24 protein-coding genes are annotated in these 26916 nt (G+C 73.0%); 7 read left to right on the forward strand and 17 right to left on the reverse strand.

Going from position 1 to position 26916, the window contains the following annotated elements; genetic code table 11:
• Positions 1 to 80: 80 nt before the first annotated feature.
• The 3 genes from ACDF64_RS05200 to ACDF64_RS05210 form a co-directional block, all read right to left on the reverse strand.
• The gene (locus ACDF64_RS05200) at positions 81 to 2396 is read right to left on the reverse strand and encodes a heavy metal translocating P-type ATPase (protein ID WP_394553840.1); all 2316 of its coding nucleotides are present in this window, start codon (positions 2394 to 2396) and stop codon (positions 81 to 83) included.
• 16 nt (positions 2397 to 2412) lie between these two features.
• A complete protein-coding gene (locus ACDF64_RS05205) occupies positions 2413 to 2733 on the reverse strand; it encodes a heavy-metal-associated domain-containing protein (protein ID WP_394553842.1) in 321 nt (106 codons plus the stop codon).
• Positions 2734 to 2840: 107 nt separating this feature from the next.
• Positions 2841 to 3548: an SOS response-associated peptidase gene (locus tag ACDF64_RS05210; RefSeq protein WP_394553844.1), complete on the reverse strand. Its 708-nt coding sequence runs from the start codon at positions 3546 to 3548 to the stop codon at positions 2841 to 2843.
• A 208-nt stretch (positions 3549 to 3756) separates the two neighbouring features.
• Between ACDF64_RS05210 and ACDF64_RS05215 the strand changes: the two genes are divergently transcribed.
• A complete protein-coding gene (locus ACDF64_RS05215; protein ID WP_394553845.1) occupies positions 3757 to 6297 on the forward strand; it encodes a glycoside hydrolase family 3 N-terminal domain-containing protein in 2541 nt (846 codons plus the stop codon).
• A gap of 201 nt (positions 6298 to 6498) precedes the next feature.
• Here ACDF64_RS05215 and ACDF64_RS05220 read toward each other — a convergent pair whose 3' ends face one another.
• From ACDF64_RS05220 to ACDF64_RS05240, 5 genes are all read right to left on the reverse strand, one after another.
• Positions 6499 to 7383, reverse strand: coding sequence for a hypothetical protein (locus tag ACDF64_RS05220; protein WP_394553847.1), 885 nt, complete (start codon positions 7381 to 7383; stop codon positions 6499 to 6501).
• 88 nt (positions 7384 to 7471) lie between these two features.
• Positions 7472 to 8749 carry a non-homologous end-joining DNA ligase gene (gene ligD / locus ACDF64_RS05225; protein WP_394553848.1) on the reverse strand — a complete coding sequence of 426 codons (1278 nt, stop codon included), beginning with the start codon at positions 8747 to 8749 and terminating at the stop codon, positions 7472 to 7474.
• 124 nt (positions 8750 to 8873) lie between these two features.
• On the reverse strand, positions 8874 to 9695 hold the full coding sequence (locus tag ACDF64_RS05230; RefSeq protein ID WP_394553849.1) for a flavin reductase family protein: 822 nt from the start codon (positions 9693 to 9695) through the stop codon (positions 8874 to 8876).
• A 115-nt stretch (positions 9696 to 9810) separates the two neighbouring features.
• Positions 9811 to 10383 carry a GIY-YIG nuclease family protein gene (locus tag ACDF64_RS05235; protein ID WP_394553850.1) on the reverse strand — a complete coding sequence of 191 codons (573 nt, stop codon included), beginning with the start codon at positions 10381 to 10383 and terminating at the stop codon, positions 9811 to 9813.
• Positions 10384 to 10484: 101 nt separating this feature from the next.
• Complete coding sequence (locus ACDF64_RS05240; protein WP_394553851.1) at positions 10485 to 11867, reverse strand: pyridoxal phosphate-dependent decarboxylase family protein; 1383 nt, start codon at positions 11865 to 11867, stop codon at positions 10485 to 10487.
• Positions 11868 to 12102: 235 nt separating this feature from the next.
• Here ACDF64_RS05240 and ACDF64_RS05245 point away from each other — a divergent pair, with 235 nt between their 5' ends.
• Positions 12103 to 13239 (forward strand): phosphatidylserine/phosphatidylglycerophosphate/cardiolipin synthase family protein, encoded by a 1137-nt coding sequence (locus tag ACDF64_RS05245; protein WP_394553853.1) that lies wholly within the window; start codon positions 12103 to 12105, stop codon positions 13237 to 13239.
• Between the two features lie 25 nt (positions 13240 to 13264).
• Here the strand turns inward: ACDF64_RS05245 and ACDF64_RS05250 are convergent, their stop codons facing one another.
• Positions 13265 to 14119: a carbohydrate kinase family protein gene (locus ACDF64_RS05250; protein WP_394553854.1), complete on the reverse strand. Its 855-nt coding sequence runs from the start codon at positions 14117 to 14119 to the stop codon at positions 13265 to 13267.
• Positions 14120 to 14248: 129 nt separating this feature from the next.
• A complete protein-coding gene (locus ACDF64_RS05255) occupies positions 14249 to 14878 on the reverse strand; it encodes a dihydrofolate reductase family protein (protein WP_394553855.1) in 630 nt (209 codons plus the stop codon).
• A gap of 144 nt (positions 14879 to 15022) precedes the next feature.
• Between ACDF64_RS05255 and ACDF64_RS05260 the strand changes: the two genes are divergently transcribed.
• Positions 15023 to 15940, forward strand: a complete 918-nt coding sequence (locus ACDF64_RS05260) for a DNA-3-methyladenine glycosylase family protein (protein WP_394553856.1) — start codon at positions 15023 to 15025, stop codon at positions 15938 to 15940.
• Between the two features lie 11 nt (positions 15941 to 15951).
• Here the strand turns inward: ACDF64_RS05260 and ACDF64_RS05265 are convergent, their stop codons facing one another.
• Positions 15952 to 16398 carry a DUF805 domain-containing protein gene (locus tag ACDF64_RS05265; protein WP_394553857.1) on the reverse strand — a complete coding sequence of 149 codons (447 nt, stop codon included), beginning with the start codon at positions 16396 to 16398 and terminating at the stop codon, positions 15952 to 15954.
• A 205-nt stretch (positions 16399 to 16603) separates the two neighbouring features.
• Between ACDF64_RS05265 and ACDF64_RS05270 the strand changes: the two genes are divergently transcribed.
• Positions 16604 to 17617 (forward strand): acetylxylan esterase, encoded by a 1014-nt coding sequence (locus ACDF64_RS05270; RefSeq protein WP_394553858.1) that lies wholly within the window; start codon positions 16604 to 16606, stop codon positions 17615 to 17617.
• Between the two features lie 279 nt (positions 17618 to 17896).
• On the opposite strand, the gene ACDF64_RS05275 is transcribed toward ACDF64_RS05270, so the two are convergent.
• Both ACDF64_RS05275 and ACDF64_RS05280 read right to left on the reverse strand, forming a co-directional pair.
• Positions 17897 to 19057 (reverse strand): SLC13 family permease, encoded by a 1161-nt coding sequence (locus ACDF64_RS05275; RefSeq protein WP_394553859.1) that lies wholly within the window; start codon positions 19055 to 19057, stop codon positions 17897 to 17899.
• 294 nt (positions 19058 to 19351) lie between these two features.
• Positions 19352 to 19789: a winged helix-turn-helix transcriptional regulator gene (locus ACDF64_RS05280; RefSeq protein WP_394553860.1), complete on the reverse strand. Its 438-nt coding sequence runs from the start codon at positions 19787 to 19789 to the stop codon at positions 19352 to 19354.
• Between the two features lie 100 nt (positions 19790 to 19889).
• Between ACDF64_RS05280 and ACDF64_RS05285 the strand changes: the two genes are divergently transcribed.
• The gene (locus tag ACDF64_RS05285; RefSeq protein WP_394553861.1) at positions 19890 to 22259 is read left to right on the forward strand and encodes an LLM class flavin-dependent oxidoreductase; all 2370 of its coding nucleotides are present in this window, start codon (positions 19890 to 19892) and stop codon (positions 22257 to 22259) included.
• 276 nt (positions 22260 to 22535) lie between these two features.
• Here the strand turns inward: ACDF64_RS05285 and ACDF64_RS05290 are convergent, their stop codons facing one another.
• From ACDF64_RS05290 to ACDF64_RS05305, 4 genes are all read right to left on the reverse strand, one after another.
• Positions 22536 to 22772, reverse strand: a complete 237-nt coding sequence (locus ACDF64_RS05290; protein ID WP_394553863.1) for a DUF1232 domain-containing protein — start codon at positions 22770 to 22772, stop codon at positions 22536 to 22538.
• Positions 22773 to 23044: 272 nt separating this feature from the next.
• Positions 23045 to 24067, reverse strand: a complete 1023-nt coding sequence (locus ACDF64_RS05295) for an SDR family oxidoreductase (protein WP_394553864.1) — start codon at positions 24065 to 24067, stop codon at positions 23045 to 23047.
• A 257-nt stretch (positions 24068 to 24324) separates the two neighbouring features.
• The gene (locus tag ACDF64_RS05300; protein WP_394553866.1) at positions 24325 to 24813 is read right to left on the reverse strand and encodes an SRPBCC domain-containing protein; all 489 of its coding nucleotides are present in this window, start codon (positions 24811 to 24813) and stop codon (positions 24325 to 24327) included.
• On the reverse strand, positions 24810 to 25145 hold the full coding sequence (locus ACDF64_RS05305) for an ArsR/SmtB family transcription factor (RefSeq protein ID WP_394553868.1): 336 nt from the start codon (positions 25143 to 25145) through the stop codon (positions 24810 to 24812). The genes ACDF64_RS05300 and ACDF64_RS05305 overlap by 4 nt, the downstream gene beginning before the upstream one ends.
• Positions 25146 to 25288: 143 nt before the next feature.
• Here ACDF64_RS05305 and ACDF64_RS05310 point away from each other — a divergent pair, with 143 nt between their 5' ends.
• Together ACDF64_RS05310 and ACDF64_RS05315 are read left to right on the forward strand one after the other, a co-directional pair.
• The gene (locus tag ACDF64_RS05310; RefSeq protein WP_394553871.1) at positions 25289 to 25942 is read left to right on the forward strand and encodes an NADPH-dependent F420 reductase; all 654 of its coding nucleotides are present in this window, start codon (positions 25289 to 25291) and stop codon (positions 25940 to 25942) included.
• A gap of 92 nt (positions 25943 to 26034) precedes the next feature.
• The gene (locus tag ACDF64_RS05315) at positions 26035 to 26883 is read left to right on the forward strand and encodes a DNA/RNA non-specific endonuclease (RefSeq protein WP_394553872.1); all 849 of its coding nucleotides are present in this window, start codon (positions 26035 to 26037) and stop codon (positions 26881 to 26883) included.
• Positions 26884 to 26916: the final 33 nt, after the last annotated feature.

Here is a 26916-nt window from a genome sequence, read left to right on the forward strand (position 1 = left end):
GAACCTAGCAACCGGATGCCCCGGCCGCACCCGATGCCGTGAAGTCGGCCCTCGGGCCTGCGACCCGGGTCCTGGGTCCATCATTCGAACCGGCGCAACCTCAGGCTGTTCGCCACGACGAACATCGACGAGGCGGCCATCGCCGCACCGGCCAGCAGCGGGCTCAGGAACCCGAGCATCGCAAGCGGGATCGCCGCGACGTTGTACGCGAACGCCCAGAACAGGTTCGCCTTGATCGTCGCGAGCGTGCGCCGCGACAGTCGGATCGCGTCTCCGACGGCGAGCAGGTCGCTGCGCACGAGGGTGAGGTCGGATGCCGCGATCGCCGCGTCGGTGCCCGTGCCCATCGCGATGCCGAGGTCCGCGCTCGCGAGCGCGACCGCGTCGTTCACGCCGTCGCCGACCATCGCGACGACCCGGCCCTCGGCCTGGAGCGCCCGTACGACGTCGGCCTTCCCGGCCGGCCGCACGTCCGCGCGGACGTCGTCAATCCCGATCTCCGCCGCGACCGCGCGTGCGACGCGCTCGTTGTCTCCGGTCACCAGGATCGGGCGGAGCCCGAGCCCGCGGAGCCGTGCGATCGCGTCCGCGCTCGTCGGCTTCACCGCGTCGGTCACCGCGAGGATGCCCCGCGCCGCGCCGTCCCACGCGACCGCGACGACGGTCCGGCCGTCCGCCTCGAGCGCGGTCAGCCGTTCGGCGAGCGGTCGGTCGAGACGGATGCCCCACGCCGTCGCCAACCACTCGGGCCGGCCGACCGCGACGAGCCGGCCCTCGACGATGCCGTGCACGCCGTCCCCCGCGGTGGCCGCGAAGGACTCGACCGCGGGCAGCGCGTCGGCTGAGGCATCGGCACCGGCGACGATCGCGGCGGCGACCGGGTGCTCCGAGCCCGACTCGACGGCCGCGGCGATGCGCAGCACGTCGGCCGCCGACTCGCCGTCGGCGGGCACGGCCTCGGCGAGGGACATCCTGCCCTCGGTGACCGTGCCGGTCTTGTCGAGGACGACCGTGTCGACCCGCTTGGTCGACTCGAGCACCTGCGGGCCGCGGATCAGGATGCCGAGTCGTGCGCCGCGTCCCGTGCCGACGAGCAGCGCGGTGGGCGTCGCGAGCCCGAGCGCGCACGGGCACGCGATGATGAGGGTCGCCACGGCGGCCGTGAACGCGACCTCCCACCCGGCGCCGACGAGCAGCCAGCCGACCAGTGCGGCGGCCGACAGCGCGATGACGATCGGCACGAACACGGCCGACACGCGGTCGGCGAGGCGCTGCACGTCGGCCTTGCCCTGCTGCGCCTCCTCGACGAGCCGTGCCATCGTCGCAAGCTCGGTGTCCGCGCCGACGCGCGTGGCCTCGACGACGAGCCGTCCGCCCGCGTTCACGGTCGCGCCGACGACCGCGTCGCCCGGGCCGACCTCGACCGGCACCGACTCGCCGGTGACCAGGCTCGCGTCGATCGCGGACTCGCCCTGCACGATGCGCCCGTCGGTCGCGACCTGCTCGCCCGGGCGCACGACGAACCGGTCGCCGACGACGAGTTCGCCGATGGGGACCCGCACCTCGACGCCGTCGCGGAGCACCGAGGCATCCTTCGCCCCGAGTTCGAGCAGTGCCGCGATGGCGTCCGTCGAGCGCAGCTTCGCGCGCGCCTCGAACAGGCGCCCGACCAGCATGAACACCGTGACCGCGGCGGCGACCTCGAGGTACAGCTCGTCGGCACCCGACCCGGGCTCGGCGAACAGCGTGAACGACATGTGCATGCCGGGCATGCCGGCGTCGCCGAGGAAGAGCGCGAAGAGCGACCACCCGAACGCCGCGAGGACGCCCAGGCTCACGAGCGTGTCCATGGTGACGCCGCCGTGGCGGAGGTTCATCCATGCGGCCCGGTGGAAGGGCCACGCCCCCCAGATCGCGACCGGAGCGGCGAGGGCGAGCGACAGCCACTGCCAGTTCGGGAACTGGAGCGCCGGCACCATCGCCATGAGCACGACCGGCACGGTGAGCGCGGTCGAGACGGCGAGCCGTCGGGTCAGCATCCGGATGGCCTCGATGCGGCGCGCGCGGGGGTCGGTCGGGCCGGTGGCCGCAGGCAGCAGTTCGAGGTCGTGGTCGAAGTGGGAGTGGGTGTCGTGCCCATGGTCGTCGTGGGCGTCGTGCGCGTCGTGCGCCGCCGGGACCGGGGCGGCCCGGAGCTCGGCCGAGTACCCGGTCGCCTCGACGACGGCGATCGCGTCGTCGGCCGACGTGCCCACCGGCAGCAGCACGGCCGCCTGCTCGGTGGCGTAGTTCACGGATGCCTCGACTCCCGGCATCCGGTTCAGCTTCTTCTCGATGCGGGCGGCGCAGGACGCGCACGTCATGCCGCCGACGTCGAGCTCGATGTGCTGGGTCATCCGCTCGTCCTCGGGGTCAGCGGGGGAGCGCGGCCGGCTCGTAGCCGGCCTCGTCGATCGCGGCGGCCACGGCGGATGCCTCGAGGGGGGCGTCGCTGCCGACGCGGACACGCGAGACGCCGCCCGCGACGAGCTCGATGCCCACCGCCCGGACGCCGTCGAGCCCGCGGAACTCGGCGGCGACCGCCGACACGCAGTGCGAACAGGTCATGCCCGTGACGCCGTAGTCGGCGACGACCGTGCCGTCGACGGCCGCGAGCTCGGCGGCGCCGGCGCCGTGCGCACCGTGTGCCGGGGTCGGGTTCGAGCCGACGGGCGTGAGTCCGAGGTCGCGCATGGTGAGTCCTTCCGTCTCGCGGGGAGATACCCCATAGGGGTATACAACAGCGTACGCCCGCCGGAACATTCCCGCACATCCGATGGGCGGGCGGGCGCGCAGGACGCTCAGGATTCGAGCGGGTCGATCAGCGTCGGATCGGCCGGGTCGATGCGGCGGTGGTTGTTCACGCGCGGGTCGACCTGGTATTCGGTGATGGTCGGTGCGACCCGATCGGATGCGGCGATCAGCCAGTCGACCATGGCCTGCATTCCGCCCGCGTCGAGCTTCGTCGGGTCGAGGTAGTGGTCGACCTCGTCGAGCGGCAGGTACACCGGCATCCGGTCGTGCACCTCGCCCGAGGCATCCCTCGCCTCGCGCGTGATGATCGACGTCGAGACCTGCCAGGTGCCGTCGTCGAGCTTGCGGGCTGTCGAGATCCCGGCGGCGGCGAGCAGGTCGGACTCGCCGTGCAGGTAGTGCGCGACCTTGCGGCCGGGCTCGCCCGTCCACTCGTAGTAGCCGCGCATGGGCACGACGCACCGGCCCGACGCGAACGCGCCCTTCCAGAGCCCGTTCGTCGCGACCGTCTCGATGCGGCTGTTGAACTGCGGGCGCTTGGACTCCTTCATGAACGACGGGTGGAAGTTCCAGACCGCGGGCTCGACCCGCCGCGTGAACGCGCCCGTCTCCCGATCGGCCCGCTCGCGCACGATGGGCACGACGTCGGTCGGCGCGATCGAGAAGTTCGGTCGCCAGTCGGCGAAGTCGTCCTCGGCGTCGAACACGTCGGTGAGGTCCTCGACCTTCTGCGAGACCACGAACCTTCCGCACATCGGATGCCCCTTCCGCGGATGCCTCGAGCGGATGCCTCCCACCAGCGTGCCACGTCCCGCCGACGGCGGCCGGTCCGGCAGGGCGGGGGGTGCCCGAAACGGCGGAGCACGTCGGCGGGGAGGTCCGCGTTCAGCCCCGTCCACGGCTGACGGCCTACAATCGCGCTGATCCGATGGGGTCGGCAGAGGCGATGGCGGAGACGACTGGATGACCGAGGCGACGACGGCGGAACACGTTCGATTCGGCGAGGCGAGCCTCGACGAGGTGCTCGCTGCGCTCACCCTCGACGAGAAGGCGCTCCTGCTCGAGGGCGTCGACTCGTGGTACACCCACGCGGTCCCGCGCCTCGGCATCCCCGCGCTCTTCCTCACCGACGGCCCCCACGGCGTCCGGACCGTGCGCGACGACGGCGGCGCGTTCGACCTCGGCGACAGCCGTCCGTCGACCGCGTTCCCCACGTCCGCGACGCTCGCGCACTCGTGGGATCGCACGCTCGCGCGCCGCATGGGCGCCGCGCTCGGCCGCGAGTGCCGCGACCTCGGCGTGCAGGTCCTGTTGGCACCGGGCGTGAACATCATGCGCAACCCGCTCTGCGGGCGGAACTTCGAGTACTTCTCGGAGGATCCGCTGGTCACGGGCGTGTTCGGCACCGAGTTCGTGCGCGGCGTGCAGGGCGAGGGCGTCGCGACGAGCGTCAAGCACTTCGCCGCGAACTCGAACGAGGACTACCGCTTCGTCGGCGACAGCGTCGTCGACGAGCGCGCGCTCCGCGAGATCTACCTGCGCGCGTTCGAGCGGATCGTCCGCGACGCGCGGCCCGCGACCGTGATGTGCGCCTACAACCGGCTGAACGGCACGTTCTGCTCCGATCACCGCGAACTCCTCACCGGGATCCTCCGCGACGAGTGGGGGTTCGACGGGGTCGTGATGACCGACTGGGGTGCGCTCCACGACCGCATCGCGGCCATCGAGGCGGGCTGCGAGCTCGAGATGCCGGGCGGCATCCCGCATAACCGCCACGAGATCGTCTCGGCCGTCGCACACGGCCGGCTCGCTCCCGAGGTGCTCGACGAGGCGGTGCGCCGGATGCTCCGGCTGATCGAGCGCGCGACGGCGGGTCGACCGATCGGCGGGCAGGGCGAGGATGCCTCGGGGCATGACCCCCGCCCGCACGACGCCGGACCGCACGACCCTGCCGCGCACGCGGCCCTCGCGCGCGAGATCGCGACCGGGAGCGCCGTGCTGCTCGGCAACGACGGGACCCTGCCGCTCGACGCGGGTGCCGCCGGCCTGGTCGTGATCGGCGAGCTGTTCGAGCGGATGCGCTTCCAGGGCGCGGGCTCGTCGCTCATCCTGCCGCCCGAGGTCGTCTCGCCGAAGGACGCGTTCGATCGCCGCGGGATCGCCTACGCCTACGCCCGCGGCTATCGCACGCTGACGACGGACCGGGATGCCTCGCTCGAGCGCGCCGCGCTCGCCGCGGCCGAGCCGGCGATCCGCGCGGACGCACCCGTCCTGTTCTTCGGCGGCCTCGACGACTTCGAGGAGAGCGAAGGGTTCGACCGGAGCAGCATGCGACTCGGCGTGCCGCAGACGGCGCTCCTCCGCACCCTGCTCGATGCCGGCGCGCGCGTCGTGCTCGTGCTGTTCGCCGGTGCGCCGGTCGAGCTCCCGTTCGCCGACGAGCTCGCCGCGGTGCTCGACCTCGCGCTGCCCGGCATGCACGGCGGCGAGGCGACCGCCGCGCTGCTGTTCGGGGAGGCGAACCCGTCGGGGAAGCTCACCGAGACCTGGACCCGCACGGCCGACGACGCGAGTTCCGCCGCCGACTTCGACCGCGACGTCGTCGCGCAGTACGCCGAGTCGATCTACGTGGGCTACCGCTTCCACGACCTCGCGGGCACCGACCTGCGCTACCCGTTCGGCCACGGCCTGTCGTACACGTCGTTCGAGTACCGCGACCTCGAGGTCCGCGTCGAGCGGGGTCGCGTCGTGGCATCCGCCGTGATCGCGAACACGGGTGGGCGCGACGGGGCCGAGGTCGTGCAGCTGTACGTCCGCGCCGCACGCGGCGAGGTGTTCCGGGCTGACAAGGAGCTCCGCGCGTTCGCGAAGGTGCGCGTCGCCGCGGGTGCCGCCGAGCGGGTCGAGCTGTCGTTCGACCTCGCCGACCTCGCGTACTGGGACGTCGCCGAGCACGACTGGGTCCTGGAGGACGGCGAGGCCGAGGTGCTGCTCGCGGCCTCCGCCGCCGACATCCGCCTGACCGCGCCGCTCGCGGTGACCGGGGGCCGCGCCTCGCGCTCGCCGTATCCGGCCGAGGTCGACGCCGAGTACGCGACGCCGCCCCGCGGCATCCCGTCGAGCTTCCCCGCCCTGCTGGGGCGGCCCGTGCCGGTGCATCGGCGCACGCGTCGCCTCGGGATGGAGACCCGGCTCGGCGACGCGAAGCGCTCCGCGATCGGCGCCGTGATGCTCGCGTTCGCGCTCGGCAAGGTGCGCCGCGACTACCGCGCCGCGCTCGCGATGCCCGAGTCGCGCGAGCGGGACGCGCGGCTGAAGAGCGCCCACTTCGTGGTGCGGATGCTCCCCTCGATGTCGCTGCGGAGCATCGCCATGTCGTCGCCCGCGGACCTCCCGCACCCGCTCGCGCGAGGGCTCGCGGACCTCGCGGCGTGGCATCCGATCCGCGGCCTGCGCCGGATCCTCGGCCGTCCCGCCCGCGCCGTCCCCCCGGTGGTCGAGTAGGCCGCGACCGCGTCCCGGTGGTCGGGATCCCGGTGGTCGAGTAGGCCGCGACGCCGCCCCGGTGGTCGGGTTCCCGGTGGTCGAGTAGGCCGCGACCCCGCCCCGGTGGTCGGGATCCCGGTGGTCGAGTAGGCCGCGACGAAGGAGCAGCCGTATCGAGACCCGGCCCCGCCTGCCGACTCCTCCACCGACTGCTGCAGATCACTGCGCCCTGTTGCCCGGGCCGCACGCGGCGAGCACGTCGGATTCCCACCCGGCCGGGGCTTCGACCGCGTGCAGGCAGACGTACCCGGCGAGCAGCACTCGTCCGTACGCGCCCTCGGCCTCACGCTGTTCGGGCGCCATGACCCGGAACGGTTGCCCGCCGTGGTCGACCCGCTGCTCGACCCGCTCGTCCTGGTCGTCGATCGAGAGGATGAACTCGACGTCGCACGTCTCGGGAGCGTGGTAGTCGGGGCTGAGTTCGACGACGACCACCTCTTCCTCCCCTTGCTCGAGCGTGATCGTGCGGTTCGGGAAGTACGGTTCGGCAGGGCCGTCCGGGCCGGACGCGGCCTGCCTCGCGACGCCCTCCGGGTCGCTCAGCGCGATGTACATGTGCTCGGACGGCGGCGCATCGCCCCGCCCTGGCGCGATGCGCACGAGCGTGCCGCGATCGGTCGCCGCGCAGGAGCGCTCGGCGTGCACGCCGGTGATGCGAACCAGGTGCGGCCGGTTTCCACGCAGGGTCATCGTGATGAGCCGGGTACCCGTCACGACGCCATGCGCCTGCGCCTCCAGCCAGGTCGTCTGCTCGACCGGGGTCATTCCGGCGAGCCGGTCGAGGTCGTCGGGACTGAGTTCGGCGCCGGCCGGCAGGCTCACATCCTCGAACATCTCCTCGACGTGCACCCGGACGACGACCGGCTCGCCCGTCGTGGTCACCGTGTCGAGCAGTCCGGTGAATCGGGGCACCAGGAACGCCGTCAGCGCGGCGGCGACGGCCGCGGCGAGCACGCCGCCGATCCACGCGAGCGCGCGCTTGGCCGATCGCGTCGTCTTCGCGCCGGTGTCCGGCGCCGGTTCCGGTTCGTCAGTGCGGGTCATCCTCGCCCCCAGGTACAGCGCGAGGCTACGCCGGGCGAGCCGACCCTGCCATCCGGGAGCGCACTGAACGCGCCGCTGCCGCGGCGCGCTACCGCCCGGGCCACTCCCTGCCTGCCCAAGGGTCGTAGTCGGCGAGCAGGGCCTCCTGCGCGGGTCGCTCGGCCTCGGGCACGTGCTGCAGGTTCACGCGGACGCGGTACCAGAGCGAACTCGAGCCGCGCATGCCGTCGACGAGCACGTCGGCGGGGTGCAGCAGGGCCGAGGCATCCGGATGCGCCGCCCGCCACTCGTCGAGCGCCGCGAGCGCCTCGGGCTTGGTCTTGGTGCGCGCGACCTCGATCAACGGCATCGTGGAGCGACGGCGGCCGTTGCCGCCGTCCCCGGCTCCGCCCGCCCCCGGCGAACCGGCGGACCCGGATGCCCCGCGCGGCGGCTTCTCCGCCGGGCCGAGCTCCTCGGCGAGTCGGAGCAGCGAATCGAGCCGCCCGACCGAACCCGGCAGGTCGATGCCCGCCGCAGGGTCGCCGAGCTCGGCGAACCGCTCGCGCACCGTGCGCAGCGTGAACCGCTCGGGTCGCGCGTCGCGCACCTCGTCCCAGCGCAACGGCGTCGAGACGCGGGCGTCCGGTAGCGCCCGCACCGAGTACGCCGAGGCGACCGTGCGGTCCTTCGCGTTCTGGTTGAAGTCGACGAAGACGCGCTCGCCGCGCTCCTCCTTCCACCAGCGCGCGCTCGCGAGGCCGGGCGCACGGCGCTCGACGTCGCGGGCGAGCGTCTCGGCCGCGAGCCGCACCTGCCGGAAGTCCCACTCGGGTGCGATCCGCACGTTCACGTGGATGCCCCGCGACCCGCTCGTCTTCGGCCACCCCACGAGCCCGTGGTCGTCGAGGACCGTCGCCGCCACGAACGCGACGTCGACGATCTGCGACCACTCGGTGCCCGGCATCGGGTCGAGGTCGATCCGCAGCTCGTCGGGGTGGTCGAGGTCCTCGGCGCGGACCGGGTGCGGGTTCAGGTCGAGGCATCCGAGGTTCACGACCCACGCGAGGCCGGCCGCGTCGCGGACGACGGCCTCCTCGGCGGACGTGCCGCGCGAGTACTGCAGGGTCGCGGTGTCGATGAAGTCGGGGTGCGACTCGGGCACCCGCTTCTGGAAGAACGGCTCCTGGTCGATGCCCTTCACGAAGCGCTTCAGCACCATCGGCCGACCGCCCGCGCCGCGGAGCGCGCCCTCGGCGACGGCGACGTAGTACTCGACGAGGTCGAGCTTGGTGAGCCCGGGCTCGGGGAACACGACCTTGTCGGGGTGGCTGACCCGCACCTCGCGGCCGCCCACCTCGATCGTCACGGCGTCCCGCCCCGCCATGGCCCCCACCCTAGCCCTGCGGGTCGGCCGTCGTCGTGTTCGAAGCAGTCCCCGCCGGCGGAGGCAGCTCGGGAACGGGTTCGAACGGCGGAACCTGCTTCGATCGCGGCTCACCCGTGCCGGGTCAGCGCGCCTCCTGGAGGGCGGCCCACGCGACGAACCCCGGCTCGGACGACGTGATGCGCGAGACCTCCTCGCCCGAGTCGCACCGGCACAGGCGCACGGTCGCCGAGCCGGCGGCGAGTTCGGCGACCTCCCAGGTGCCGCCGAACGACGCCCAGCGCTCGATCTCGGGCGGGACGGGCGCCTCGGCGGGCGACGGATGACCCGGCGTCGGGCTCTTGCGTGTCCACCCGAGCGACGGGCCGCGGTCGAAGTAGTGGCGGAAGCTGTAGATCAGCGGACGCCACGCGTGCGGGTCGATGTGGTCGGTGCCCGACACGACGACCTCGGGCAGCGCGTGCACGCGCACGACCTCGGCCTCGACCATGAGGTAGCCCGCCGCGACGCCGGGCGTCATCCGCCGGACGACCGCCTCGAACTGCAGCGGGCACTCGCGCACGCGCGGCGGCGCGATCAGGTCGGACGCCTGCGGGGTGAGGCCGGCCCGGTCGAACTTCGCGGGCTCGAACGCGTACTGCGCGGCCTTCGCGTCGGGGACCGGGTCGCGTCCGGTCACGGCCGCGAGCCGCTCGACGGCCTCCCACCGGTCGCCGGACGGGAAGTTGACGGTGAGCTCGGGCCGCTCGCCGAGGTTGCGCGCGGTCTGCCCGTCGGTCTCGAGTCCGAGCACGAGCATGCGCTCGAGCGCCCAGTGGCTCGACGCCGGTGCGAGGTTCGGCGTGCCGTCGTCGTTCACGGTCGACAGCAGCAGCACCGGCGTGCCCACGTAGAGCACGCTCGGCTCGATCACCAGGTGGTCGTCGGTCGGGTCGGGGGAGGTCACGCGGCCACGCTACGCCGGAGGCGGGCGTGCCGCCCGTGTGTGACGGACGGCCCGGCGGCGCGGCATCCGACGACCATGCCTGCGGCCGTTTCCGCTCACCCGCGCCAGCGCTCACTCAGCCGCGCCGGGCGATCGCCTCGCTGACCCACCGGTCCCACGCGTCCCACGGATCCACGCCGCCCGCGACCGCGTCGGCGTGCGCCCGCAACTCGTCGACCAGGTGGAACCACTCGCCGTCGAGGATCCGGTGCGCGGCGAACTGCGCGTGCCGCCGCTGCTCGAGCCGTCGGTCGCCGCGCTCGAACGCGAGCACCTCGTCGTGCGGCAGCGCCGTGAAGCGCTGCCGGGGGTTCGACGACGTGCCGATCTTCACGCGGTCGCCGAGCCGCAGGTAGTAGACGACGTCGACGCGCGGAGGCGGCAGCCCGGGATCGGCGAGGTCGCCGTACCGCCACTCGCATGCCGCGCACAGCCAGCCCGACGGGTACTGCACGCCGAGCCGCGACCCGCACGCCGGGCACGGCCCGGGAAGCAGGTCGGTCACGCCGAGCGTGCGGTCGACCCACTCGTGCGCGACGAGCAGGTGCGTGGTGCAGAGCGCGATCGGGGCGTCCGGTTCGGCGGGCGCGCCGCATGGATGCCCCGCCGCGAGGCCGGCCTCGCAGCCGATCGCGTGCGCCCGTTCCATCCCGCGAACCTAGCGCCGCCCACCGACGGTCCAGGGGGGGCGGGGTGATCTCGAGACGCGTCGACTCCGTCGGCGCTCCTCGATCCCCGGCGATGCCGCACTCACTTCATCGTGTCGAGGATCCCGACGAGCTGCTCGTACGTCGTGTTCGGGTTCAGGATCGCGAAGCGCGCGTTGGTTCGCCCGGCGTGCGAGCTCGGCGTGACGAACGCGCGCTGGTCCTCGAGCAGCCGCAGCGACCACTGGTCGTAGTCGACCTTGGTCCACCCTTCCCGCTCGAACACGACCACGCCGAGCTGGGGCGGCCGCACGAGGCGGAACCCCGGACGGTCTGCGAGGTGCGCGGCGATGCGCTGCGCCAACGCGATCGAGGCCGAGATCGCCTCGCGGTACGCCGCCGCGCCGTACGTCGCGAGCGAGAACCAGGTCGGCAGGCCGCGCGCGCGGCGCGTGAGGTGGGCCGCGTAGTCCGACGGGCTCCACTCGGCGGAGTCGGTGAGCGTGTCGAGGTACTCGGCGTGCTGCGTGTGCGCGAGGCGCCCCGCGACCGGGTCGCGGTAGATGAGCGCGCACGCGTCGAACGGCGCGAACAGCCACTTGTGCGGATCGACGATGACCGAGTCGGCGTGCTCGACGCCCGCGAACCGGTCGCGGGCGAGCGGGGACAGCATCGCGGCGAGCCCGTAGGCGCCGTCGACGTGGAACCACGCGTCGTGGTCGCGGACGGCCGCGGCGATCCCGGCGAGGTCGTCGACGATGCCGAAGTTCGTCGAGCCGCCGGTCGCGATGACGGCGAAGACGGATGCCCCGTGCTCGGCGAGGGCTGCCGCGACGGCGTCGCCGCGCAGCACGCCGTCCTCGTCGGGTTGCACCCGCACGACCTCGACGTCCATGATCCGGGCGGCCGACGCGACCGACGAGTGCGCCTCGGCGCCGCACACGAACTTCCACCGGGTCGGATGCGCCTCGCCGCGCTTGTCGAGGCGCCGTCGCGCGGCCTCGCGGGCGGCGACGAGCGCCGAGAGGTTGCCGAGCGTGCCGCCCTGCACGAACACCCCGCCCGCGCCGTCGGGCATGCCGAACTCGCGCGCGAGCCACGTGAGCACCTCGTTCTCGGCGTGCACGGCGCCCGCGCCCTCGAGCCACGATCCGCCGTACAGCGCGCTCGCCGAGACGACGAGGTCGAACGCGGTCGCGGCCTTCGTGGGGGCGACGGGGATGAAGGAGAGGTACTGCGGGTGGTCGGTCGTGATGCACGCGGGCGCGAGCACGTGCTCGAAGATCGAGAGCGCGCGGTCGGCGCCGAGGCCCTGCTCGGTGACGGTGGCGCCGGCGAGGCGGCGCAGTTCGGCCGGGCTCGCGGGCTTGTCGAGGGGCGTGTCGTTCGACAGGATGCGCCGGCGCGAGTAGTCGAGCACGAGGTCGACGAGCCGTTCGTTCTCGTCGGAGATCCGGTGCATCCGCGTCGCGTCGGGCTGGGTCATCCGGTCGCCCCCTCAGGTGGTGTCGGGTGGTGCAGGGCAGGCGGCGCGATCGCGCCGCATGCAAGTCTGACGCGCGCACCGCGCGCCGTGGTGGCATCCTCTGCAATGAAGCTGCGTGTTTGCCGCATCAGGCGCACGAAATCACCGTGTCGTGACGCTCCGGATGAATCGGTGCCTGCCCTGATCCCGCCACGGAGCCGTCGGGCCAACCTGTCCATCGGGGAAGGGGGCCGTCATGCCGATCAGCGTAGGCGGGATCGAACTGCACATGGGGCCGGCATCGCTCGGCGCGCCGGACGATCTCGACGCGGCGATCCGCGGCTTCATCGACCGGGCGAAGCACACGCTCGACATCGCCGTGCAGGAGATCGACTCGAAGCCGATCGCACGCGCGATCATCGCGGCGAAGGAGCGCGGCGTCGTGGTCCGGGTCATCCTCGAGCGCGACTACCTCACCGAGGTGAAGGCCCTCGCCGACCCGTGGACGATGGACGGCGAGCACCTCGTGAACCGCGACATCTTCGCCGCGCTCCTGAAGGCGCGGGTCGACGTGATCGGCGACCTGAACCCGGCGATCTTCCACCAGAAGTTCATCGTGCGCGACAACGGGAAGACCGGCGCCGCGGTGCTCACCGGGTCGACCAACTTCACCCTGACCGACACCGGCACGAACGTGCCCGGCGTCGAGGGGTTCGTCCCGGGCGTGACCGGTCAGAACCTCAACCACGTCGTGATCCTGCGCGGCCAGCGCATCGCCACGCAGTACGACCGCGAGTTCGAGCGGATGTGGACCGGCACGTTCGGGGCGCTGACCGAGCGCGTGCAGCCGAAGCCGGCCGAGTTCGGCCTGCCGAAGGTGCGCGTGAAGCCGCTCTTCGCGCCGCGCCACGGCCCCGAGATGGAGATCATGAAGCAGATGCTGAAGTCGAAGCGCACGATCGACTTCGCCATGTTCACCTTCTCGCAGTCGTCGGGCATCGACGACACGATGATCCGCCTGCGTCCGTCGCTCGACCGCATCCGCGGCGTCCTGGACCGCGGGCAGGGAGCCGCCAAGTGGGCCGCGACCGTCGGCCTCGGCGCCGGCAACGTCGAGCTCACCTGGAACCGGCCCGGCACGGGCGTGCGCAAGGTGCACCACAAGCTCATGGTGATCGACGAGCGCCTGCTGATCCTCGGCAGCTTCAATTACACGGACGACGCGAACACCCTGAACGACGAGAACATCATCGTGTTCGGCGACCTCGAGGAGCAGGACCCCGTCGCGATCCAGCAGCAGGAGCAGCTCGCGCGCTACGCGCTCGACGAGATCGACCGGATCGTCTCGCAGCTGTCCGCGCCGATCCCGGCACCGCCGGTGCCCGTGCCCTGAGCGGGTCGCGGCCGCCGCCTCCCGGTCAGAGGTGCGCGTCGAGCACCGGGTGCAGGTGCCGGGTGCCCAGCACGGATGCCGCGTGCCGTGCGCCCGCACGGAGCGCCTCGGGAACGGATGCCCCGTCGAGCGTCGCGTGCAGCACGCCCGACATGAACGCGTCGCCCGCACCGTTCGTGTCGACGACCTCGACGGGCTCGGCGGCGACGCGGTGCACGGCGCCCGCGCGGTCGACCGCCACCGCACCCTCGGCGCCGAGCGTGCAGACCGCGAGCGAAGCGCCGCCGTCGATCACCCGGCGCAGGAACGGGAGCGGGTCGCCGATGGCGTCGGCGTTCATGAAGACGGCGTCGGCCGCCTCGAGGAACGGCCGATGGAACGACGATTCGCCGTCGTAGTCGTGCAGGTCGGTCCAGATCGACCGCCCGGTCGCGCGCGCCGCGGGGACGAGCCGGCGCGACCGCTCGGCGAGGTCGAGCACGATGGCGTCGGCGTCGGCCATCGCGGCGAGCACGTCGGGGGAGGGGCCGGTCGGGGCATCCGTCGGGCTCGAGAGGTACAGGGAGACGCGCGCGCCGTCGCGGGTCATCAGGTTGCAGTGGCGTTCGGTGCGGTCGGATGCCTCGTCCAGCAGCGTCACCCCGCCGGCCGCGAGCGCGGCGCGCACGCGCTCGCCGTCGGCGTCGTCGCCGATGAGCGCGTGCAGCGCGACCGGCCTGCTGAGCCCGGCGAGGCCGAGCGCCTTGCCCGCGGACGTGCCGCCGAGCGTCTCCCACTCGTCCAGCGCGAACTGCATGTGCGGGACCGGCTCGGGCAGGCGGTCGAGGAGGACGATCCGGTTCCAGGCCGCGGGGCCCGCGATGTAAACGCTTGCAGTCATGGGTCGAGCGTAGGGGAGTGCACCCATGCCGCGCACGAGCACGAGCACGCGCGCCCCCGCGCCGCCCGAACGCCGCGCGCGCGTCAGACCCGCGCCGCCGGAACGCCGCGCCCGTCAGGCTCCTGCCCGTCAGACCCCGCGGTCGGGCGCCGCCATGTCACCGGTGCCGGGCACGCCGTGCGTGCACTCGTACCGCAGCAGCACCGCGCCCGAGCTGCCCGCGATCGGCGGCTCGACCAGCCGGAACGTCGCCGGGATCGTGCCGCCCGCGAACGCGCGCTTGCCCGTGCCGAGCGTGATCGGGTAGAGCCAGAGGTTCAGGCGGTCGACGAGGTCGTGCGCGAGCAGGCTCTGCAGCAGGTCGGCGCTGCCGATCACGTGCACCTCGTCGTGGAGGTCGCGAATGCGGCGGACCTCGCCGGCCAGGTCGTCGCCGAGCAGCTCGGAGCCCGCCCACTCGAGCGTCGGAGCCGTGCGCGAGGCGACGTACTTCGGGATCCGGTTGAAGAGCTCGGCGATCGGGCCGTCGACGGTCGCCGTGGGCCAGTACGACGCGAAGATGTCGTACGTCCTGCGGCCGAGCAGCAGCGCATCGAGGCGTGCCATCCCCTCCCAGACCTGGTTTCCCGTCACCTCGTCGAGCATCGGGGCCTGCCAGCCGCCGAACTCGAAGCCGCTCTCGGGATCCTCGTCGGGTCCGCCGGGGGCCTGCACGACCCCGTCGAGCGTGATGAACAGGTCGACGTGCACGGCACCCACGATGTCGTTCCTCCCCGGCGCCGGCGGCGACGCCATGCGGCAACCTACGTCCGGGCGCGGCGGGCGTCAACGGGCGATCGGATGCCTCGCATCGGCGCGGCCCGCTCCCAGCCGGCCGTCGGGGGACGGGGCCACACTGGACGGGTGACCGCCGACCATCGCCTCGACTGGGTGCCGAGGCATCCGACCGACCTGCACCGGACGGTCGGGAGCCTGCGGCGCGGTCCCGGCGACCCGGCGTTCCACCTCGCCCACGACGGCGCCGTCTGGCGCGCGACCCGGACCACGGAGGGCGTCGCGACCGTGCGCCTGGCGCAGCTCGCCGACGGCGCGCTCCGCGCCGACGGCTGGGGCCCCGGTGCCGGGTGGGCGGTCGCGCAGGCTCCCGAGCTGTGCGGCGAGCAGGATGACCCGTCGGGCTTCGAGCCCCGCCTCGAGGTGCTGCGCGACGCGCACCGGCGCAACCCGGGCATCCGCATCCCCCGCACGACCCGCGTGTTCGAGGCGCTCGCGCCTGCGATCCTCGAGCAGAAGGTCATCACGCTGCAGGCGCACGACTCGTGGTGCCGACTGCTGTACCGGTTCGGGGAGGTCGCGCCCGGCCCGACGCCGCGCGCCATGCGCGTGCCGCCGGCGCCCGAGACGTGGGCGGTCGTCCCGGTGTGGGAGTGGCATCGCGCGGGCGTCGACCCGCGCCGGGCCGGCACGATCGTGACGGCCGCGAGGTTCGCCGAGCGGATCGAGGAGGCGTCGAGGATGCCTCGCGCCGAGGCGGCCACCCGACTCCGGCACTTCCCGGGCATCGGCGAGTGGACGGCCGCGGAGGTCGCGCAGCGCGCCCTCGGCGACGCCGACGCGGTGTCGGTCGGCGACTTCCACCTGTCGAACTACGTCGGCCACGCGCTCGAGGGGCGCGACATGACCGACGAGGAGATGCTGGTCGCGCTCGAGCCGTGGGCGGGGCACCGGTACCGGGTCATCCGGCTGCTCGGCGCAGCCGGCGTGCGCGGGAGGCCGCGCCGCGGCCCGCGGATGCCGTTCGTGGATCACACGGGCCGCTGACGCGGCGGGGTTCAGCGGTCGAATCGAGCGCCGGCCGGGTCGGTCGGCAGCAGCGTGAAGATGAGCACGATGATCGGGCCGACGAAGGGGATGAGCGCGAGGAAGAAGAACCCGCCCGAGCGGTTCGTGTCGTGGAGGCGGCGCCACGTGACGGCGAGCGTCGGGATGAGGATGGCGAGCGCCCACAGCCCGGACCCGATGTAGCCGATGTAGGCCAGCGGGCCGGGGGTGAACGTGCCCGCGACCGGGTCGACGGAGCCCGAGATCCCGATCGAGATGAGCAGCGAGAAGACCGTGGAGACGATCACGCTCGCGAGCACCCACCACCAGTACTCGCTGCGGCTCGCGCGGCCCGAGAACGTCGCGTACTTCTTGAAGAATCGCTGGACGGCCTGGCCGAACGTCGCTCCGTAGAGCGGGGCGGACAGGGGCGGTTCGGTGCTGGTGGCGTTGCTCACGGTTCCTCCGGGGATCGGGAATGGACGATGCGCTCCGGATCGACCGGATCGCGCGGTTCATCATGGCGCAGCCGGTCCGCCGCCGGTAGAGGCGTCCACAGCATTTCGCCGCGTGTCCGTTCGCTACGCTGTCGTGACATCCGCGACCGGCCGCGCCCCGCGCGCCACCCCCGCCTGCCCTTCACCGTCGAGAGGTTCCCCGAGCATGCCCCGCTTCGACCTGCAGTCCGCCGAACTCCGCGCCTACCGGCCCGACGTGGCCGAGCCGGCCGACTTCGACGCGTTCTGGGCGCGCACGCTCGCCGAGTCGCGCGCGGTCGCGACGCCGCCGCGCCTCGAGCGGGTCGACTCGCCCCTCGCGCTCGTCGACGTCTTCGACGTGACGTTCAGCGGGTTCGCGGGCGACCCGGTGCGCGGATGGCTCGTGGTGCCGGCCGGGGCATCCGCGCCGTTGCCGACCGTGGTCGAATACGTCGGGTACGGCGGCGGGCGCGGCCTGCCGCACGAGAAGCTCGCGTGGGCCGCGGCCGGCTACGTCCATTTCGTGATGGACACCCGCGGCCAAGGCAGCGCGTGGGGCACCGGCGGCGGCACGCCCGACCCGCACGGCACCGGCCCGTCGTTCCCGGGCTTCATGACGCGGGGCATCCACGACCCCGCCGAGTACTACTACCGTCGCGTGTTCACCGATGCGGTGCTCGCGATCGACGCCGTGCGCTCGCTCGAGGTGGTCGACGAGACCCGCGTCGCCGTCGCCGGCGCGAGCCAGGGCGGCGGCATCTCGATCGCGGCCGCGGGCCTGAGCGAGGGCCTCGTCGGCGCCCTGCCCGAGGTGCCGTTCCTCTGCGAGTTCGAGCGCGCGGTCGGCTTCACCGACCGCGACCCGTACAACGAGATCGTGCGGTTCCTCTCGGTGCACCGGGATGCCGCGGAGCAGGTCTTCTCGACCCTCTCGTACTTCGACGGCGTGAACTTCGCGAAGCGCGCGACCGCGCCCGCGCACTTCTCCGTCGCGCTGATGGACCTGACCTGCCCGCCGTCGACCGTGTACGCCGCGCGCAACCACTGGGGCCACGGCGCCGTGGACGCCGACATCGTCGACTACGCGTTCAACGACCACGAGGGCGGGCAGGGCGTGCACTGGCAGCGCCAGGCCGCGTGGCTCGCGGAGCGCCTCGCCTCGCACGCCGCCCCGGTGATCGCCTCGGTGGTCGACTAGCGCCGACCGTCCGGTGGTCGAGTAGCGCCCGAGCGCAGCGAGGACTCCCCGGTGGTCGAGTAGCGCCCGAGCGAAGCGAGGACTCCCCGGTGGTCGAGTAGCGCCGACTGCCCGGTGGTCGAGTAGCGCGACTGCCTGGTGGTCGAGTAGCGCCCGAGCGAAGCGAGGACGCGTATCGAGACCAGGTCGCGTGGGTCTCGATACGGCTGCTCCTGCGTCGCTGCCTACTCGACCACCGGGCGGGCGCGTCGCGGCCTCCTCGGCCACCCGGGCTTCGCGTCAGCCGTGCACCGCCCACAGCGCCGCGGTCGCGGCGACGACGGTGAGCGGCGCGGCCACGAGCCCGGCGAGTGCGAACTTCGGCCACGAGATCGACACGCCCATCGACACGAGTCGGCTGTGCCAGAGCAGCGTCGCGAGCGACGCCCACGGCGTGACGAGCACGCCGGCGTTCACGCCGATCAGCACCGCCACGAGCGTGACCGGGTCGTGCGCGTACGGCTCGAGCAGCAGGTAGGCGGGCAGGTTGTTGATCGCGTTCGCCGACACGGCGCCGACCCCGGCCGCCTGCAGCAGACCAGGGAAGCCTCCGTCGACGCCGGGGCCGACGAGCGGTCCGAGCCAGGCGGTCCAGCCGAGCGCATGTGCCGCGTCGACCGCGACGAACAGGCCGAGCGCGAAGACGAGGGGCGGCCACGGCACGAGCCGCCAGCTCAGGGAGCGGCCGCGCACCGCGAACGCGACGAGCAGCACGGCCGCGGCGATCGCGGCGGGGATCCACACCTCGACCCCCGAGACGAGTGCGGGCAGGAGGAGCAGCACCACCACGCCGGCCACGACGAACAGCGGGCGGTCCTCGACGGGGGTCGGGGCATCCGGTTCGTATCGAGCGAGGAGTTCGCGTCGACCCAACAGGAAGAGCAGCGCGACGGGCACGACGATCGCGGCGATCGCGGGCGCCCACGTGAGCGCCGCGAAGCTCGCGGGGTCGGTGCGGCCCATCGCCTGGGCGGCGAGCAGATTGGTCAGGTTCGAGACCGGGAGCAGGAGCGACGCGGTGTTCGCGAGCCAGATCGTCGTCAGTGCGAACGGGATCGGCGACACGCGCACGTGCTGGGCGAGCGTGATCACGACCGGCGTGAGCAGCACGGCCGTCGTGTCGAGCGAGAGGAACACGGTCGACGCGACCGCGAGCAGCACGACCGCGAGCCAGAGCAGCCAGTCGCGCCCGCCCGCGAGCACGGCGAGGCGCTCGGCGATCCAGCGGAAGAGGCCCGCGTCGGCCGCGAGTTCGGCGACGATCGTGATGCCCACGACGAATCCGAGGACCGGCCCGATGCGGGCGAGGAGCGCGACGAGGTCGTCGACGGGCACCGCCCCGGTGAGGAACGCGACGAGGCCGGCCGCGAGCAGGGCGGCGCCGATGAGGACGAGACGCACGGAGGGAGACTGTAGTCGGTACGCGGTCTCGATACGGCTGCTCCTGCGTCGCGGCCTACTCGACCACCGGTGTCGGCGAGGACTCCTACCGGTGATCGAGTAGCGCCCGAGCGGAGCGAGGACGCGTATCGAGATCGGGTGCGTGGTCTCGATACGGTCGCTGCGCTCCCTACTCGACCACCGGTGGGCCTTGGTGGTCGAGTAGCGCCCGAGCGGAGCGAGGATCCCCACCGGTGGTCGAGTAGCGCCCGAGCGGAGCGAGGACGCGTATCGAGACCAGGCCCCGCGACCCGGCTACTCGCTCATCGACGTCCGGTGCGCGGCACCGCCCGCGTCGAACTCCACGAGCGGCTGCAGCAGTTCCATGAGCTGCAGGGCCCGAGTGCTCGGCGTGTACTGGATGGTCACGGGCGTGGTCGCGCGGACGTGCCGCTCGATGAGGCCCTCGTCCTCGAGTTCGCGCAGGCGCGCGGCGAGCACGCGGTCGGAGATGCCGGTGACGGTCTCGCGGTACTCGGTGAAGCGGCGCGCGCCGCGGATGCCGGCGAGCAGGATCGCCGCGCTCCACTTGCGGCCGGCGAACTCGATCGTCGAGGTGAAACGGCGGCACGCCTCGTCGTCGATGTGGCCCAGCTCGCGAAGCCGCGCCGAGCGGCGGGCGCCGACCTCGTCGGCGACGGGTTCGGATGACTCGGGGCCGGATGACTCGGAACCAGATGACTCGGACCGCATACTGCACCTCGCTTACTTCGAGTAAGCATCTTACTCGGGAACTGCGCCCGCGGGGCATCCGATGCACCATGGAACCAGCCACCCGCCAGATCGGAGCACCATGCACTACGGCCGTCCCCTCCAGTTCGGCACGTTCATCACGCCGACGAACGACCCGCCCGAGCAGCCCGTGCGCCTCGCGCAGTTCGCCGAGTCGGTCGGCTTCGACCTCGTGACGTTCCAGGACCACCCGTACCAGCCGCGCTTCCACGACACGTGGACCCTGCTCGCCTGGGTCGCCGCGCAGACCGAGCGCGTGCACCTCGCGCACAACGTGCTCAACCTGCCGCTGCAGCGCACGCCGGTCGTGCTCGCCCGGGCGGCGGCGAGCCTCGACCTCCTGAGCGGCGGCCGGTTCGAACTCTCCGTGGGAGCCGGCGGCTTCGTCGATGCGATCTCCTCCGTCGGCGGCCCGGAGCGCACCCTGGGCGGCCACGTCGACGCGCTCGCCGAGGCGATCCCGATCATCCGCTCGACCTGGGATGCCGACGCCCGCGAGCGGTTCGTCGTCGACGGCGAGCACTACCGGGTCGCCGGCGCGAAGCGCGGGCCCGCTCCCGCGCACGACATCCCGATCTGGGTCGGCGCGCTGAAGCCCCGGATGCTCCGCCTCATCGGCCGCCTCGGCGACGGCTGGCTGCCCTCGCTCGCCTACCTCGGCCCGGGGGAGTACGCCCGCGCCGCCGCGGCCATCGACGAGGCCGCGCAGCGCGCGGGCCGCAACCCCGCCGAGATCCGTCGCCTGCTCAACGTCGGCGGCCGGTTCTCGCCGCGCGGCGGCGGGTTCCTCGACGGCCCGCCCGAGCAGTGGGTCGAGCAGCTCCTGCCGCTCGCCGTCGAGGACGGCGTCGACACGTTCATCCTCGCGAGCGACGACCCCGGTGCCATGCAGCGGTTCGCCGAGGAGGTCGCGCCCGCGCTCCGAGAGGCGGTCGCACTCGAGCTCGGCTGGAGTGCGGATGCCCCGGGCGATCAGGATGCCCCGGGCGAACAGGATGCCTCGGGCCGAACTCCGGCCGGAACCGTCGGCGGCTCGGCCGGCCCCGCCGCGCGCATCCGCTCGACCGCGCAGCTCGCCCGCCGCCGCCCCGGGATCGACTACGACGCGGTGCCCGCCTCGCTCGCGGCATCCGCCGTCGAACCGGGCGACGCGACCTTCGCGCGCGTCCGCTCGACATACCTGCGGGGCGGCGACCCGGGCCTCGTGCTGCGCCCGACGACCGCCGCGCAGGTCGCCGACGCGGTCGGCTTCGCCCGGGCGCACCACGACCGGGGCATCCCGCTCGGCGTCCGCAGCGCCGGCCACGGCATCAGCGGCCGCTCCACGAACGACGGCGGGATCGTCATCGACCTGTCTGCCCTGAACGCGATGACGGTGCTCGACGCGGCGAGCCGGCTCGTGCGCATCGAGTCGGGCGCGCGCTGGAAGGACGTCGCCGCGTTCCTGGAGCCGCACGGCTGGGCGCTCACGAGCGGCGACTACGGCGGCGTCGGCGTCGGCGGGCTCGCCACGGCGGGCGGCATCGGATGGCTCGTGCGCGAGCACGGCCTCACCATCGACCACCTGCGGGCCGTCGAGCTGGTGCTCGCCGACGGACGCCTCGTGCGGGCGAGCGAGACCGAGGAGCCCGAGCTCTTCTGGGCCGTCCGCGGCGCGGGGTCGTCGGTGGGGATCGTGACCGCGTTCGAGTTCGAGGTCGACGAGGTCGGCGACGTCGGCTGGGCGCAGCTCACGTTCGACGCGAGCGACACCGAGGAGTTCCTGCTGGCGTGGAGCGACTGGATCGTCGACGCGCCGCGCGACGTCACCAGCTTCCTCATGCTCGGAGCGCCGCGGCCGGGTCAGCCGACGTACGCGCAGGTGATGGCGATGGTCGACCGCTCCGACCCCGACGAGGTGGTCGCGCGCCTGCAGCCGCTCGCGGCCGCAGCTCCGCTCGTCGCGCAGGACGTGCGGATGACGACCTACCGCGCGGTCATCTCGAACGCGGGCGACGAGTCGCACAGCGGGCAGGGCGAGCCGTCGGCGCGCTCGACGATGATCGGGCGCATCACGCCGGAGTTCGCGCGCGACGCGACGCGGTTCCTCGAGTCGGGTGCGACGTACTTCTTCCAGTTCCGCGCGGCGGGCGGAGCGGTGCACGACGTGCCGGCCGACGCCACCGCGTTCGCGCACCGCGACGCCGAGTTCTCGGTCGTCGCCTTCGGCACGCGCGGCCGCGGCCTCGACGAGCGGTTCGACGGGCTCATCGCCCCGCACGGCGACGGCACCTACGTCAGCTTCGACACGAGCCGAGGGACGGATGCCGCAGCCCGCGCCTACCCGCCCGCGACCCTCGCACGTCTGCGGGCGATCAAGGCGGCGGTCGACCCGCTCGACCTGTTCCGCGACAACGCGGACGTGGGCGTGCCGCCCTCGGTGATCGAGTAGCGCCCGGGTCCCCGGTCCTCGGTGATCGAGTAGCGCCGACGCGCAGCGGCGACGCGTATCGAGATCACGTCGCGTAGGTCTCGATACGGCTGCTCCTGCGTCGCGGCCTACTCGACCGCCGGTGGGTCGGTCCGGTTCCCGGTGATCGAGGAGCGCTCCGACCCCCGGTGATCGAGTAGCGCCCGAGCGGAGCGAGAACGCGTATCGAGATCACGTCCCGCGGGTCTCGAACCAGCTGCTCCTGCGTCGCGGCCTACCCGACCACCGCGAGTCGGGTCAGCGCGCGCGTTGCGTCGCGAGACCCGCCAGCCAGCGCCGCTGCTCGCGCGCGACGAGGAGTGCGAGGATGCCCCACACGCCGAGGTCGTCCGCGATTCCCAAGGGCCCGAGCACGAGCTCGGGGATGAGGTCGACCGGTGAGACCGTGTAGACGACGGCGGCGATGGCGGCGATCCAGGTCGTCGGCGCGACCCGGTGCTCTCCGCGCCTGACCGCTCTGAAGAAGCTCCACATGTACCCAGTGTGCGGCACGATCGACGCGCCTGGGCAGACCTGGATCACGGCGCGGAGGTCTCGATACGGCTGCTCCTGCGTCGCGGCCTACTCGACCACCGGTGGCCCGCCCTCGGTGATCGAGTGCGCCGACGCGCAGCGGCGACGCGTATCGAGATCATCTCGCGGGGGTCTCGATACGGCTGCTCCTGCGTCGCGGCCTACTCGACCACCGGTGGCTGCTCCTGCGTCGCGGCCTACTCGACCACCGGCGGCGGCTCCTGCGTCGCGGCCTACTCGACCAGCGCCGGGACCGACCGCGCGTGCGCGACGAGCCGGTCGAACGCCGCGTCGGCCTCGGCGTCGACGACCTGCGCCTCGGGATGCGCGTCGTACCACTCGACGATCTCGCGGGCTCCCTCGTCGAACGTCACCGTCGTGCGGAACTCGGGCACGAGCGCCCGCACCTTCGCGTTGTCGAAGACGACCGAGTGCGCCTTGTCGCCGACGAGCCCCGGCCCCCATTCCGGCCGCACCGCCGCGATGGTCTCGGATGCCACGTGCACGAGGTCGGCCTCGACGCCGAGCGCGTCGGCGAGCCATCCGTAGACCTGGTTCCACGTCGGCGCGTGATCGCCCGTGATGTGGAACGACTCGCCGATCGCGGCCGGGTTGCCGAGCAGGCCGACGAACGCGACGGCGAAGTCGCGGGCGTGGGTGAGGGTCCAGAGGCTCGTGCCGTCGCCGTGCACGACGACGGGCTTGCCCGCACGGAGCCGCGCGAGGTCGGTCCAGTGCCCCGTCGTCGGGATGAGCGTGGCGTCGTACGTGTGCGACGGACGCACGATCGTGGCCGGGACGCCACGCTCGCGGTACGCCTCGACGAGCAGGTCCTCGCACGCGATCTTGTCGCGCGAGTACTGCCAGAACGGGTTGCGCAGCGGCGTCGACTCGGTGATCGGCAGCCGTGACGGCGGCTTCTGGTACGCCGAGGCCGACGAGATGAACACGTACTGGCCGAGGTCGCCCTCGAACCGGTCGAGGTCGGCCTGCACGTGGTCGGGCGTGAACGCGAGGAATTCGCAGACCACGTCGAACGCGCCGCGCGGGACCTCCGCGCTCCGGAGCGCCGCGTCGACGGATGCCCCGTCGCGGAGGTCCGCCGTGAGTTCGCGGACCCCGTCGGGGGAGGGCCGCTTCGACGACGACCCGCCTCGGTTGAGGACCGTCACGTCGTGGCCGGCCTCGACCGCGCGCGCGACGCAGGCCGAACTGATGACCCCGGTGCCGCCGAGGAACAGGATGCGCTTCGTCATCCGTCCATCGTGGCACCGGGGGCGGCGGGCCGCGCGGTCTCGATACGCGTCGCCTCCGGCGGCGCTACTCGACCACCGGATAGTGCCTCCGGCGGCGCTACTCGACCACCGGGCGGTGCCTCGACGGCGCTACTCGACCACCGGAGAATCCGTCCCGGTGATCGAGGAGTCGGTGATCGAGTAGCGCCCGAGCGGAGCGAGGACGCGTATCGAGATCATCTCCCGTGGTCTCGATACGGCTGCTCCTTCGTCGCTGCCTACTCGACCACCGGTGTGGTCGTCTCGCGCAGGTACGCCTCGATGCGGTCGAACGCGCCGACCCAGGCCGTCGATGCGAAGAAGTCGCGCACCTCGGGGGTCGGGAAGCCGGTCTGGACGACGGTCACGAGCGTGCCGCCGTCGACGGCCTCGAACGTGATCTCGATGCGCGTCGACATCGTCTGCCCGCTCGGGTCCGACCCGGTCGAGGAAGTCACGAGCCGGTGCGGCCGGTCGATCTCGAGGAACACCTGCTCCTCGCGGAAGAGCGTGTCGCGGTCGGGCCCCCAGACGGCGACCTGGGTGCCGCCGACCCGCAGGTCGACGGTGATCTCGACGATCCCCGGCTCCTCGTCGAGGATCGAGAACCAGGTCTTCTGCTTCTCCGCGTCGGTGTAGGCGTCGAAGACCTCGTCGGGTGTCGCCGGCAGCGTGCGGGTCATCCGCAGCCCGATGGTCTCCTCGGTGGTGGTGTCGATCTCGCTCATGATTCCGTCCCCTTCCTGAGCGTGAAGTAGGCCTCGAGACCGTCGAGTCGACGCTCCCAGAGCCGCTGGTAGTACGTGATCCAGGCCATCGCGTCGTCCAATCGCTCGGTGCCGAGGCGGCACTGCCGCACGCGTCCGACCTTCTCGGTGGCGACGAGTCCCGCGTCGACGAGCACGTCGACGTGCTTGCGGATGCCGGTGAGCGTCATCCCCGCCGGTTCCGCGAGCTCGGAGATCGTGGCCGGCCCGTCGCCGAGCCGGACCAGGATGCCCCGACGGGTCTCGTCCGCGAGTGCGGCGAACGCCCGGTCGAGATCCAATTGCTGAACCATGTAGTTCAGTGTAAAACACTGAACCGAAAAGTTCAATGATGTCGGTTCCGCGCCGGCCGGGCCGAGGCATCCGCTCGCGTCATCCGGCGACTTCGTTCGGCTCCCGCGGAATGCAGGGACCATGGCGCCGGTTCCCCTTCCTCATGACCACCACACGTTTCGGAATCATCGGTGCCGGCTTCATCGGCACCGCCCTCGCCACCAAGCTCGTCGAACTCGGTCACGAGGTCGTCATCAGCAACTCGCGCGGGCCCGAGACGCTCGCCGACCTCGTCGACCGGCTCGGCCCGCTCGCGACCGCCGCCACCGCCGAGGAGGCCGGCACCGCGGGCGACGTCGTCATCGTGACCGTGCCGCTCCGCGCCTACCGCGACATCCCCGTCGCGCCGCTCGACGGCAAGATCGTGCTCGACACGAACAACTACTACTGGGAGCGCGACGGTCGGTTCCCCGCGCTCGATGCGGGCGAGGACACGACCTCCGGCCTGCTCCAGGCGCACCTGCCGGGCTCGAAGGTCGCCAAGGCGTTCAACCACATCGCGTCGGCGCAGATCCTCACCGACGGCACCCCCGCCGGCACCCCGGGCCGCCGCGCGCTCGCGACGGCGAGCGACTTCCCCGAGGCGGAGCAGTTCGTGACCGACCTGTACGACGCGTTCGGATTCGACACCGTGAGCGCCGGTCCGCTCGCCGAGAGCTGGCGCGTCGAGCGCGACCGCCCGGCGTACGTCGTCCGCCAGGACCGCGCCGAGCTCGAGGCGAACCTCGCGCGCGCGCCCCGCACGCTCGCGGCCTGATCCGGGCCGCTCCATGCCGGTGGATGCCCCGTCGGGACCGCCTCCCGGCGGGGCATCCACTCGTGGTCGGTGGGCCGTGGTCGCATAGGCCCATGCCCTTCGACCCGCACTTCCTCGGAGTCCCCGCGCCCATGCCCGAGGTCGGGGCGACGGATGCCCCGACCGCCGTCGACCCCGCGACCGTGCTCCCGGACACCGTGCTCCTCGACACCGTGCAGCTCGACTACGTGCACTTCTCCGTGGTCCTCGACCGAGAGCGCCGCTTCGCCCGGGTGACCGGCGCCAACGTCGACGGCGCCTCGCTCGTCGACCTCGAGCGCGGCGACGACTGGCGGCTCGACGAGCGGATCCCGGCCGACTGGCAGGCGGGCCCGGAGGTGTACGCCGCGAACGACCTCGACCGCGGCCACCTCGTGCGCCGGCGCGACCCGGTGTGGGGGCCGCGCGCGGTCGCCGTCCGGGCGAACTCCGACACGTTCCACTACACGAACGCCGCCCCGCAGGCCGGGGGCTTCAACCAGTCCGAGGAGCTCTGGCTCGGCCTCGAGGACCACGTGCTCGCGTTCGCCGCCGACGAGCGCCTGCGGCTGTCGGTCTTCACGGCGCCCGTGCTCGGCGCGGACGATCCGCCGTACCGGGGCATCCGGATCCCGCTGCGCTTCTGGAAGGTGGTCGCGTGGGTCCGCGAGGGCGCGCTCGCGACCGCGGGATTCGTGCTCGACCAGTCGCCCGTGCTCGACGACACCCGGCTCGTGCAGCCGCCTGCGCCGGGGGCGGTGCCCGACCTCGGGCCGTTCCGCACGTTCCAGGCCCCGGTCGCCGACATCGCGGCGATCACCGGGCTCTCGATGCCCGAGCTCGTCGCCGCCGATCGGATGCCCCGCACGGTCGCCGCCGCCGGCTGGGTGCCCGTGCGCGCGCCGGGCGACCTGCTGCTGTAGGCCGGGCGGGCTGCGCGGCGGCCGGGCGGCCAG

This window comes from Agromyces sp. MMS24-JH15 (assembly GCF_043518605.1).
GTDB lineage: Bacteria > Actinomycetota > Actinomycetes > Actinomycetales > Microbacteriaceae > Agromyces.

What these genes read in the sequence shown, in the direction of transcription:
- ACDF64_RS05200 (WP_394553840.1), bottom strand. Translation starts at nt 2,396, where the DNA reads ATGACCCAGCACATCGAGCTCGACGTCGGCGGCATGACGTGCGCGTCC.
- ACDF64_RS05205 (WP_394553842.1), bottom strand. Translation starts at nt 2,733, where the DNA reads ATGCGCGACCTCGGACTCACGCCCGTCGGCTCGAACCCGACCCCGGCA.
- ACDF64_RS05210 (WP_394553844.1), bottom strand. Translation starts at nt 3,548, where the DNA reads ATGTGCGGAAGGTTCGTGGTCTCGCAGAAGGTCGAGGACCTCACCGAC.
- ACDF64_RS05215 (WP_394553845.1), top strand. Translation starts at nt 3,757, where the DNA reads ATGACCGAGGCGACGACGGCGGAACACGTTCGATTCGGCGAGGCGAGC.
- ACDF64_RS05220 (WP_394553847.1), bottom strand. Translation starts at nt 7,383, where the DNA reads ATGACCCGCACTGACGAACCGGAACCGGCGCCGGACACCGGCGCGAAG.
- ligD (WP_394553848.1), bottom strand. Translation starts at nt 8,749, where the DNA reads ATGGCGGGGCGGGACGCCGTGACGATCGAGGTGGGCGGCCGCGAGGTG.
- ACDF64_RS05235 (WP_394553850.1), bottom strand. Translation starts at nt 10,383, where the DNA reads ATGGAACGGGCGCACGCGATCGGCTGCGAGGCCGGCCTCGCGGCGGGG.
- ACDF64_RS05240 (WP_394553851.1), bottom strand. Translation starts at nt 11,867, where the DNA reads ATGACCCAGCCCGACGCGACGCGGATGCACCGGATCTCCGACGAGAAC.
- ACDF64_RS05245 (WP_394553853.1), top strand. Translation starts at nt 12,103, where the DNA reads ATGCCGATCAGCGTAGGCGGGATCGAACTGCACATGGGGCCGGCATCG.
- ACDF64_RS05250 (WP_394553854.1), bottom strand. Translation starts at nt 14,119, where the DNA reads ATGACTGCAAGCGTTTACATCGCGGGCCCCGCGGCCTGGAACCGGATC.
- ACDF64_RS05270 (WP_394553858.1), top strand. Translation starts at nt 16,604, where the DNA reads ATGCCCCGCTTCGACCTGCAGTCCGCCGAACTCCGCGCCTACCGGCCC.
- ACDF64_RS05280 (WP_394553860.1), bottom strand. Translation starts at nt 19,789, where the DNA reads ATGCGGTCCGAGTCATCTGGTTCCGAGTCATCCGGCCCCGAGTCATCC.
- ACDF64_RS05285 (WP_394553861.1), top strand. Translation starts at nt 19,890, where the DNA reads ATGCACTACGGCCGTCCCCTCCAGTTCGGCACGTTCATCACGCCGACG.
- ACDF64_RS05290 (WP_394553863.1), bottom strand. Translation starts at nt 22,772, where the DNA reads ATGTGGAGCTTCTTCAGAGCGGTCAGGCGCGGAGAGCACCGGGTCGCG.
- ACDF64_RS05295 (WP_394553864.1), bottom strand. Translation starts at nt 24,067, where the DNA reads ATGACGAAGCGCATCCTGTTCCTCGGCGGCACCGGGGTCATCAGTTCG.
- ACDF64_RS05300 (WP_394553866.1), bottom strand. Translation starts at nt 24,813, where the DNA reads ATGAGCGAGATCGACACCACCACCGAGGAGACCATCGGGCTGCGGATG.
- ACDF64_RS05305 (WP_394553868.1), bottom strand. Translation starts at nt 25,145, where the DNA reads ATGGTTCAGCAATTGGATCTCGACCGGGCGTTCGCCGCACTCGCGGAC.
- ACDF64_RS05310 (WP_394553871.1), top strand. Translation starts at nt 25,289, where the DNA reads ATGACCACCACACGTTTCGGAATCATCGGTGCCGGCTTCATCGGCACC.
- ACDF64_RS05315 (WP_394553872.1), top strand. Translation starts at nt 26,035, where the DNA reads ATGCCCTTCGACCCGCACTTCCTCGGAGTCCCCGCGCCCATGCCCGAG.